Below are 1,375 nucleotides of genomic sequence, written 5' to 3' on the forward strand. Positions count from 1 at the left end.
CCGTTGTCTCAGTGCCGGCCTCACTTGAGGCAGCCCGGTTGGGTTGTCGAGGGTGTGTGACTGGTCGTTGTTTGAGAACTGCACAGTGGACGCGAGCATCTGTGGCCAAGTTTTTAAGGGCGCACGGTGGATGCCTTGGCACCAGGAACCGATGAAGGACGTGGGAGGCCACGATAGGCCCCGGGGAGCTGTCAACCGAGCTTTGATCCGGGGGTGTCCGAATGGGGAAACCCGGCAGTCGTCATGGGCTGTCACCCGCTGCTGAACACATAGGCAGTGTGGAGGGAACGCGGGGAAGTGAAACATCTCAGTACCCGCAGGAAGAGAAAACAACCGTGATTCCGGGAGTAGTGGCGAGCGAAACTGGATGAGGCTAAACCATTGTGGTGTGAGACCCGGCAGGGGTTGCCATAGTGGGGTTGTGGGAATGAGCTTCAGTCGTCTGCCGGCGGCTGGGCGAGTCAGAAACCGTATGGGTAGTCGAAGGACATGCGAAAGGTCCGGCGTAGAGGGTAAGACCCCCGTAGACGAAATCTGTACGGCTTGCTTGCTCATCTCCCAAGTAGCACGGGGCCCGAGAAATCCCGTGTGAATCTGGCGGGACCACCCGCTAAGCCTAAATATTCCCTGGTGACCGATAGCGGATAGTACCGTGAGGGAATGGTGAAAAGTACCGCGGGAGCGGAGTGAAATAGTACCTGAAACCGTGTGCCTACAAGCCGTGGGAGCGTCGTCGTGGTCTTCGGATCACGGCCGTGACTGCGTGCCTTTTGAAGAATGAGCCTGCGAGTTTGCGGTGTGTAGCGAGGTTAACCCGTGTGGGGTAGCCGTAGCGAAAGCGAGTCCGAATAGGGCGGTTGAGTTGCATGCCCAAGACCCGAAGCGGAGTGATCTAGCCATGGGCAGGTTGAAGCGCGGGTAAGACCGTGTGGAGGACCGAACCCACCAGGGTTGAAAACCTGGGGGATGACCTGTGGTTAGGGGTGAAAGGCCAATCAAACTCCGTGATAGCTGGTTCTCCCCGAAATGCATTTAGGTGCAGCGTCACGTGTTTCTTGCCGGAGGTAGAGCACTGGATAGGCGATGGGCCTCACCGGGTTACTGACCTTAGCCAAACTCCGAATGCCGGTAAGTGAGAGCGTGGCAGTGAGACTGTGGGGGATAAGCTCCATGGTCGAGAGGGAAACAGCCCAGAACACCGACTAAGGTCCCTAAGCGTGTGCTAAGTGGGAAAGGATGTGGAGTCGCAGAGACAACCAGGAGGTTGGCTTAGAAGCAGCCACCCTTGAAAGAGTGCGTAATAGCTCACTGGTCAAGTGATTCCGCGCCGACAATGTAGCGGGGCTCAAGCACATCACCGAAGTCGTGTCATTGC

Annotated in this window: 1 rRNA gene (cut by a window edge); it reads left to right on the top strand. The window is 57.4% G+C overall.

Features of this window, described 5'->3' with window-relative positions:
• Positions 1-103 precede the first annotated feature (103 nt).
• Positions 104-1,375 (top strand): 23S ribosomal RNA (locus tag ABT048_RS41525); its annotated part runs 1,719 nt beyond the window's last position; the annotation flags it as partial.

Origin of the sequence: Kitasatospora sp. NPDC096140, assembly GCF_040303045.1 — a bacterium.
GTDB lineage: Bacteria > Actinomycetota > Actinomycetes > Streptomycetales > Streptomycetaceae > Kitasatospora.